Genomic DNA, 8064 nt, shown 5'->3' on the forward strand with positions numbered 1-8064 from the left:
AATCTAATTGATTTTGACAGCTTGCAGCAACTTGGTTTGCCGAGAATTTCCCACCTTGGGTATGGTTGAGGAATCGAACCCGAAAACACTGAAGCCAGCAACTTTCGAGAACCTGACAACCCTTGAATTTTCAAAGCGCTATAACGCCAGCTTAAACCGCAGACAACGCACAAACCAAGCCGCTGCATGACGCCTTAAACACTAAATTCACTGCAAACCAAAAATGCTACGCGTTGTCTGTCGGTTTGAAGCTTTTGTTAGAGCGATACCAACAAACAGACTTACTTGGCAATGAAGCACTTAGCTTGCATTCAATGGAAGGCATCTTAACCAACAAAACCTACTGCAACCAGACCACAAAGCCCAAAACACCGATTCAGTCGAGGAATTTACAAGAACGAACCGAAAGCCAAACTTCAACATTCGGCGAACCTGATTTTTTTGAAAGCTTGCAGCAACTTGGTTTGGGCAGAGTTAACCACCTTGATGTGGGTTGAGAAATCGAACCCAAAGCATTGAAGCCAGCAATTTTCGATAACCTGACAACCCTTGAATTATCAAAGCGCTATAACGCCAGCTTAAACCGCAGACAACGCACATACCAAGCCGCCGCACGGCGCCTTAAACACTAAAATTACCGCAAACTAAAAATGCCACACGTTGTTTGTCGGTTTGAAGCTTTTGTTATATGCAACGTTTCTAACTTGGCAGATTACAACGCCTTGCAGCTTTATGAAGAGCCTTCGCGAGAGCCGATGTCATTTTATTAGGGTCAACATCTTTAGATTTCTCCCTAACATCACTTTCTTCTTTATAATTATTCGCTTTTTTCATCATCATTACTCTCTTCAAGTATCTTGTCCATCTGACCACCGGAAGCTAAAGCCTCTGGTTCTTCTTGGTTGCCAAGGGTATCTAGGAAGTTCTTACTAACTCCTTTCCTTTCCTTGAAGCCTTTTATGTCTACCAATTTCCCTTTCTGTTCCTTCATATTTACAGCCTCATGAACAGGTAGTCGCCTTTACTCACGTATGTTAACCCAAACGACTGATAGTAGTTTCTAACATCCGAATTAATAGGTTTCATTACCCGAATTTCGGTAGCTCCAAGTAACTCAGCATACGTAATCATTGTAAACAGAGCAGCAGGAAATACCCTAGGTCCAGATATTTCAGGGTTTGCTTCGATGAAATCCAACCTCATAGAAGATCCGTAATATGTCGGGCGCCCTAACGACAAACTTAACAGTTCACCTTTTGACCAAACGGCCAGCTCAAATCTCTTTGGATACCTAAATTTGAACGCTGCATAACCTTCAACCTAATCCCAATCTACCTGCCTTTTTTCAGAGTTCGCCCACCATTTGGCCATTTTTAAAGCCTTACTATCAATACACTTGAGTTCTATACTCTTGTACTCCGCTATTTTATTCAGCTTATGTTGAGCGGCTTTTACTGTGTTAAGCCTAACTTGAGAATAGCGCTGTTCAGCATCTAAATGCGTCGCTTTCATGATATCTCCTTTTAAAATGGAGATATCTTATTAATGACTGTTCTTTAGGCAAAACTGAGATTTGGTTTATAGGAAACACATCCCATTGATAAATTTGAAATTTTCACGCCTTGCATATAACGCCCAATTAAGGGGTGAACAACGCCTCCACCCAAACCTAAAGTATTGTGCCATAAACGCTAAATTTGAAGTAGAAGCAAAAATGCCGAGCGTTGTGAATCCCTCTTAAATTGCTTGTTATACATTAGATCCACGGCGGATGATGAATTGCAATTTCATCAGGATTTTTTAGTGATTTTAGGTACTGTGTCGCCTGCTTTAATGATGCTTTATGGGCATTCGGGTTAGACCTAACGAAGCCAATAAAGTCTTCAAAACTATATAATTCTTCCTTTGTACCAAAAGCATAATACTTAGGAATTTCAAAGTCTTCACTCTCAAAACAGTTCTCTAAGTGATAAATTAGCCCTCGAATATAACCTTCTATATAAGCGACACCAGTATAACTTTTGGCTTTCCTTTTCTCTGACTGAATATGTTGATATTCAACTATTAATCTATGCAATCGGCATGGGTGAGAATATTCACCCGAATATCGATTTTTTTGTATCCTTTGAAGCGCATGAATCACCCCATCTTGATAACAGGCAGCGTAGATGATCTGTGGACATTCAGTATTGCTAACTTTGTTAGCTATTTCCATGTGCTCATCTGCGAAATCACTTAATATGAATGCGGACAACTCGTAGGAAAGATCTGGAAGTAAAAGCTCCCGTTCAACAGCCTCTTGCTTTACCAACTCTAGAAAGTAAGTTCCGTCGGTTACGATTGGAATAAGCCCAGCCTCTCTAAATCGCTCAGCCTCAGCCTCAAAAGGAGTCACCACGTACGCTTGTCGATGCAGAAGATCCATTTGAGCTTTTACCAAACCATATACCTCTTGGAAATCGCTATCACGCATTGAGTAACCAATAAAAATAACTGTTTGAGTCGCCAGGATGGTTTTGAGCATACCTCCAATCAATTCCTCATTGAGACGCCTAGTACACTCAGTGTAGTCGTCCTCTGTTGCTACAACAGTTGAGAGATTATCAATTGAGCCATGAATTTTTAATATACGGCGCTCGGCAACCTCCCAAAATGCCAAATCGCTATCTAAGACAAAAGGCGTTGCATGAGAAAAGTCTTCAAAATAAGTATCCCAATTTGTCGTGACGATGTTTTTAACAGGGAAAAGAGTTCCAATTGATTTATGAAAAGACGTAGCCATTTTTTGCAATTCAGGAAATGAATCAATGGTTTTAAACCTTGAGCGAATCATTTGTAACAGCTTCATACGTCCATTTGGCTGCTTACAAAATTCTTGCATCATTTGCGGAAAGCTTAGATCTGTATCTGATGCATTAATCTCCCTTGCTACCTGCTCATAGAAGTTAATGTTTAATACAGTTGGAGCTTCTGTGCTAATACCCGCCCCAGTAAAAAACGTAACTTTCCCAGCTAGCACTTCATCGACTAACTCCTTAGGAAGTGGTACATCAAAATTATTTTTGCAACCAACACAATCGCAATTATTCTCATGAGATTTCAAAATCTTCTCCTAATGTATAACGCCGCATTAAGCGGACAAAAATGGTTGGCTATACTTTGTGAGGCACGAACAAAAGCCAACTGTTTTTGTTCCGTTTAAATGCCTTGTTATATGCTCGCGATCAGTTTAAAACCTACGTAAATACAAGTGCATAACGAGATGGAATGATAAAGTAAACCATCAAGATTTAAAGCCACTTAATTATTAACTTTGAACTCAGTAGAAAACACGTTACGAAAGTTACACAAAACTAATAATTAAACAGTTTACGAACGCTTAAAAGCCCCCTTTTAGATTTCACAAATCAATTCAAAAACTAACTGACGAATTGAAAAATAAAGCTATTCAGAAAAACCAAATACCGCGATTAACCAATTGACGAAATACAAATTAACCAATCAAAGCAACGGCTCAATCAAGATTACATTTCAGCTTTTTTATATTAGGGATGCTTCACAAATAACATGGTAAAACAGTGACCAAAGCGTATCTGAAAAACTAAAACATACACTCAAAATAGAGCGACATATAACGCCGCATTAAGCGGACAAAAATAGTGGGTTAAAATGTGAAGCGAAGCGAAACGTAACCCACTGTTTTTGTTCCGTTTAAATGCCTTGTTATACACCGTATATTTGCAGGTGCTCATTAAGTTTTTCACCAATTGTAATTATTTCATTTTTCACATTTAAAGATTTTTCCAAAGCATCAGTAGCCCACAATTCTGGGTAAATTTCTTTACTATATTTAAATGAGTGAAATAATATTCCAGCTTTATTCTCGATTAATTTAAATTGCGAGTTAAAAGCAACTAAGTTTCGGTGCTTAATTACATTTACAAATGCATTAATATATTTGTAGGACTCACTCTCGATCGCATTTTCTATAGTGCTTTTTAATTCAGAATGCTCCATTTTTTTAATTAAATTATTGATTGTACAATCATATATTTCAATCGGCTTTGGAAGCAATAACTTATTAATTAATTGAGAAATCAAATCATATAAAGCCCTAGCATTATGAATTGCAGACTGGATATGAGCTTGAATAGCAAGTTTTTGTTCATACACCTCTTCTGAAGGCTCAAGCACAAACATGAAACCATCACGATTACTTTTAGGTTCAATTTTCAATATTAAGGAATATGCCTCTTCTTTGTGGTATTCATATATATCAATCGTTCTAAATACAGACTGAATAGACTCCGTAAAATTTTTTACATCGAATCCTTTTTGAGAAATGTTTTGTTGTAATAAATCTGGACACCACATTTTCATAACCTTATTGAAGGTGTATAACGCCCTTGTTAACTTGCAAAAAATTGTTGGCTACAATCGCGTAGCGATAGCCGACTGTTTTTTGTCCAGTTGAACAGCTTGTTAGAACACTCTATAGCCAAGTTGGATATACAGCCATTGAATTTGAGTTATTATCATGCACTACACGTGTAATATGTTTTTCGCCACAAGCTTCATATACCCAAGCATAATCAAATTGACCAACTGATACTTTTTGCTTTGGCTGATTAACATCAGTATTAGAGTCAAAATCTCTCGTTTCAATCATAACAAGACTATCACAGCCCGCAGAGTTCATACCTTCTGCCATCGAGATATTATCTAAAGCCCATTGAATATCAGAATCTCTTAATTGGTTTGATTTAATTATGGGAACATTAATTACCCATTTATCTCTTAACTCTTGTAAAAATTCACCTTCAATAATCATTTTCTGACCAAAAACTTCGTGTACATACTTATCTGAGCTTGTGGACTGACATGCAATCACACTCAGTAAACTAGCCCCAATAAAAAAACCTTTAATGATACTTTTCATATTACCTCACATTTCAAATTGTGTTCTAACGCCGCATTAAGCGGACAAAAATGGTTGGCTATACTGTGAAGCGGAGCGAAACGTAGCCAGCCGTTTTTGTTCCGTTTAAATGCCTTGTTATAAGTGTGCGTTCAGTTTTAAAACAACAACTTAACCAGTGCACAACCAAATGAAATAATAAAACAAACCCACAAGATTAAAAGCCATTTAGTGATTAACTCTGAACTCACGCAAAAAAATGACTACGAAGATTTCAACAAAACAAATCATTAAACACTTTACGAAAACCCAATTGCCCTTTTTGGTTTAAAATTCCGCCACAAAACTTGATGGACGAAATGGAAAGTCAGCAACAACAAACACAAAAATTTACGTTCTACCCATTGACGAATCCGCAAGTGAAAAACCGAATTAAGGAGCAATACAAACTGCCAAGCCCCCTTTCTAAATCCAATACACTTTGACGATTTAATTCGGTAAAACGCCAACAAAACGTACTCGCGAAACTTCAAAAAACACTGATTTAGAGAGCACCTTATAACGCCTTGCTAAGCGGAAATTAATGGTTGACTATAATCGCGAAGCGATGGCCAACTGTTAATTTTCCGTTTAAGCAACTTGTTATAGCGCAATTACTAATTAAACCTCGAAAATAATTGACCAAAGTTTTCTGGCTGAACTTCGTCTACATTACTACCATGTCGGACAAAGTATTTTCCATCATATATAGAAGGTTTATTATCTGATTCTATCTTTAAAACAACAACGTCTTTCTCAAAGTACCGTATAGTAGAAATGTTTCTAGATAAATAATCCTTATCTCTTTCACTTATTGGTTCAGACTTTATCAACTGGACTAGTTTCGTAAAATATTTATCTAAATCATCATGGTACTTTTCAGCTTCATCCTTAACCCCTGTAATGTAAAAAGAAGAATAAGAAATATATTCATTATCATATAATGATTTAAATTGATCTGCTGTAGCTTTAGTATCAGCTACACCTAGCAAGCAATAACCAGTCGCACCAGGAAACGTATTAGCCATTCCGGTTAGAGTTTTAATTACTTTAGAAAATGCTTTTTGGTTAAATTTTTGGTCTCTATCAGTTAATGCATGTAATCCAACCTTAAAATCATAAAGTGCTTGTTCAGTTGACGATTGCATAAGAATGTTTTCGAAACGCGTGACCCATTGAGATCTTGCAGGATCTTTATCTTGTGATTTTATGAAGCAACCTTGAATTACACCATATAGTGCGTCTGACTGTGTTTGTTTTTCTTTTGCAGACCAGTTACCGCCACCGGCAGCAAGAGTTATAGTTTTATCACCAGCCTTATCTAACAATTGAATCAATGCTGCTTGATCTCCTATTCGCATCTCTTCTTCAATAAGCAACCTATAAAAAGAATAAAATACTATTTGAAAATAACGGGAAATCTTAGCTTGTTGATTTTTAAAAAGCAGTGAATTAAAAGTTTGACCCGATGCATCAATTAATTTTATTAACTCATCAAATACATATTGCACATTAACGATTACATTCTCTTCATTTACTTTTTGTATTTGCAGCTCCACTGAAGATGATAGTGATGTTTCTTGAGAGCTTAATGTAGAGAAACCATAAAGTTGATTCAAAATATCAGAACTGGAACGGAGCCCTTTATCCATAGATACCCAAGCAACTATGTCAGCTAGGACTTCCTCATCCTGAGATTGTCTCAACGCTTCTTTAGTTATAATATTGTTTTTTACCCAAAAAATATCTTCAACAGATATACCATAATCTAAATTCCTGTTGGTAATACTGATGTTTTTCATTGCGTTAAGATCTAATATATCTGAAGGGCTAGAGTCACCACGGATATTACTTGATAATTTTCTAACAATAGATGCGAATTTGCTTATAGCTCCTGCTTGCCTTAACTCTTGTTTAGATAAATGTCTTCCACCTGAATTCAACCTACGAAATACTTCATCAATATGGCTATCACCAGACTCAAGAAATACAGATAAAGGTATTTGATATCTTACAATTTCGGCACAAATAGAACGTTCTAAAGGAGTTCCTTTCTGAGTTATTTTCCCATCATCCATAAGAAACTTAGTATCTGCCATGGTTTCCAAGTTGAAATATTTATCACCAATGTCAAACTCTTGATCAATGAATGACATTATTGCGTTCATTCTTTGCATACCGTCTATTATTTCAAGTTTTCTACCTTTCTCAGTAGATACTTCTGCAAGTAGAATCAAGGGAACAGGATACCCACTTACTATAGAGTCAATAAAAGATCTTTTTTCCTCAACAGTCCAAACCAACTTACGTTGATATCTTCTATTCACTAGAAATGTTTCTTTTAAATATGACCCATAAAGGCTTTGTATACTTTCCCCTTTAATTGATAATTCAGTATTTTCTTTCATTTTAAATCCTATATAGATGATATAAATTCTTTGCGCTATAACGTCGCGTTAAGCGGACGAAAATGGTTGGCTATACTGTGTAGCGAAGCGAAACGAGCCAACCGTTTTAGTTCCGTTTAAACGCCTTGTTAGGTGGTTGCGGGCCTTTTGCCACTTATTTTATTAAAAACAACCTTTTCGAAATAGAATAGTAACGAAAACCACCACGATTAAAAGTAACTTATTGATTAACTTTGAACTCCGCAGAAAAAGCACAATGCAGATAACAAAAAGCTAACAATTGAACCGTTGACGAACGCTTAACAAAACCCAATTTCATTTCATTAATCAATTCAAAACCTGACTGACGAAATGAAAAAACATAAACGGTATTAAACAAAAACACCGCGATTTACAATTTGACGAAACACAAAGTTGCCAACCAAAGTGACAGCACAAACAAGATTATAAATCACTTTGTAGATTTTCATTCACATCACAAACAGCATGGTAAAACATAAATAAAAGCGTATCTGAAAAACCAAACCACAACTGAATTGGTAGCAACACATAACGCCAGCTTAAACCGCAAACAACGCACAAACCAAGCCGCTGCATTACGCCTTAAACACTCAAATCACCGCAAACTAAAAATGCCACGCGTTGTTTGTCGGTTTGAAGCTTTTGTTAGAGCGATACAAACAAAAAACTCGCTTGGCA

7 protein-coding genes are annotated in these 8064 nt (G+C 36.5%); 1 reads left to right on the forward strand and 6 read right to left on the reverse strand.

The window, feature by feature from the left end:
- The first annotated feature begins 233 nt into the window (after nucleotides 1-233).
- The gene (locus HC752_RS23215; RefSeq protein WP_190337571.1) at nucleotides 234-497 is read left to right on the forward strand and encodes a hypothetical protein; all 264 of its coding nucleotides are present in this window, start codon (nucleotides 234-236) and stop codon (nucleotides 495-497) included.
- Between the two features lie 320 nt (nucleotides 498-817).
- Here the strand turns inward: HC752_RS23215 and HC752_RS23220 are convergent, their stop codons facing one another.
- From HC752_RS23220 to HC752_RS23245, 6 genes are all read right to left on the reverse strand, one after another.
- Nucleotides 818-991: a hypothetical protein gene (locus HC752_RS23220; RefSeq protein ID WP_190337572.1), complete on the reverse strand. Its 174-nt coding sequence runs from the start codon at nucleotides 989-991 to the stop codon at nucleotides 818-820.
- A gap of 329 nt (nucleotides 992-1320) precedes the next feature.
- Complete coding sequence (locus tag HC752_RS24875) at nucleotides 1321-1512, reverse strand: hypothetical protein (RefSeq protein WP_238930610.1); 192 nt, start codon at nucleotides 1510-1512, stop codon at nucleotides 1321-1323.
- Between the two features lie 244 nt (nucleotides 1513-1756).
- Nucleotides 1757-3103, reverse strand: a complete 1347-nt coding sequence (locus tag HC752_RS23230; protein WP_025502231.1) for an SIR2 family protein — start codon at nucleotides 3101-3103, stop codon at nucleotides 1757-1759.
- Between the two features lie 620 nt (nucleotides 3104-3723).
- On the reverse strand, nucleotides 3724-4374 hold the full coding sequence (locus tag HC752_RS23235; protein ID WP_190337573.1) for a hypothetical protein: 651 nt from the start codon (nucleotides 4372-4374) through the stop codon (nucleotides 3724-3726).
- 118 nt (nucleotides 4375-4492) lie between these two features.
- Nucleotides 4493-4939 (reverse strand): hypothetical protein, encoded by a 447-nt coding sequence (locus tag HC752_RS23240; protein ID WP_190337574.1) that lies wholly within the window; start codon nucleotides 4937-4939, stop codon nucleotides 4493-4495.
- Nucleotides 4940-5574: 635 nt separating this feature from the next.
- Nucleotides 5575-7365: a GmrSD restriction endonuclease domain-containing protein gene (locus HC752_RS23245; protein ID WP_190337575.1), complete on the reverse strand. Its 1791-nt coding sequence runs from the start codon at nucleotides 7363-7365 to the stop codon at nucleotides 5575-5577.
- Nucleotides 7366-8064: the final 699 nt, after the last annotated feature.

Origin of the sequence: Vibrio sp. S9_S30, assembly GCF_014694455.1 — a bacterium.
In the GTDB taxonomy this organism is placed as follows: domain Bacteria; phylum Pseudomonadota; class Gammaproteobacteria; order Enterobacterales; family Vibrionaceae; genus Vibrio.

Bases quoted from the DNA above. Each gene is read 5' to 3' on its own strand.
- HC752_RS23235 (WP_190337573.1), bottom strand. From the start codon at position 4,374: ATGTGGTGTCCAGATTTATTACAACAAAACATTTCTCAAAAAGGATTC.
- HC752_RS23240 (WP_190337574.1), bottom strand. From the start codon at position 4,939: ATGAAAAGTATCATTAAAGGTTTTTTTATTGGGGCTAGTTTACTGAGT.
- HC752_RS23220 (WP_190337572.1), bottom strand. From the start codon at position 991: ATGAAGGAACAGAAAGGGAAATTGGTAGACATAAAAGGCTTCAAGGAA.
- HC752_RS23245 (WP_190337575.1), bottom strand. From the start codon at position 7,365: ATGAAAGAAAATACTGAATTATCAATTAAAGGGGAAAGTATACAAAGC.
- HC752_RS24875 (WP_238930610.1), bottom strand. From the start codon at position 1,512: ATGAAAGCGACGCATTTAGATGCTGAACAGCGCTATTCTCAAGTTAGG.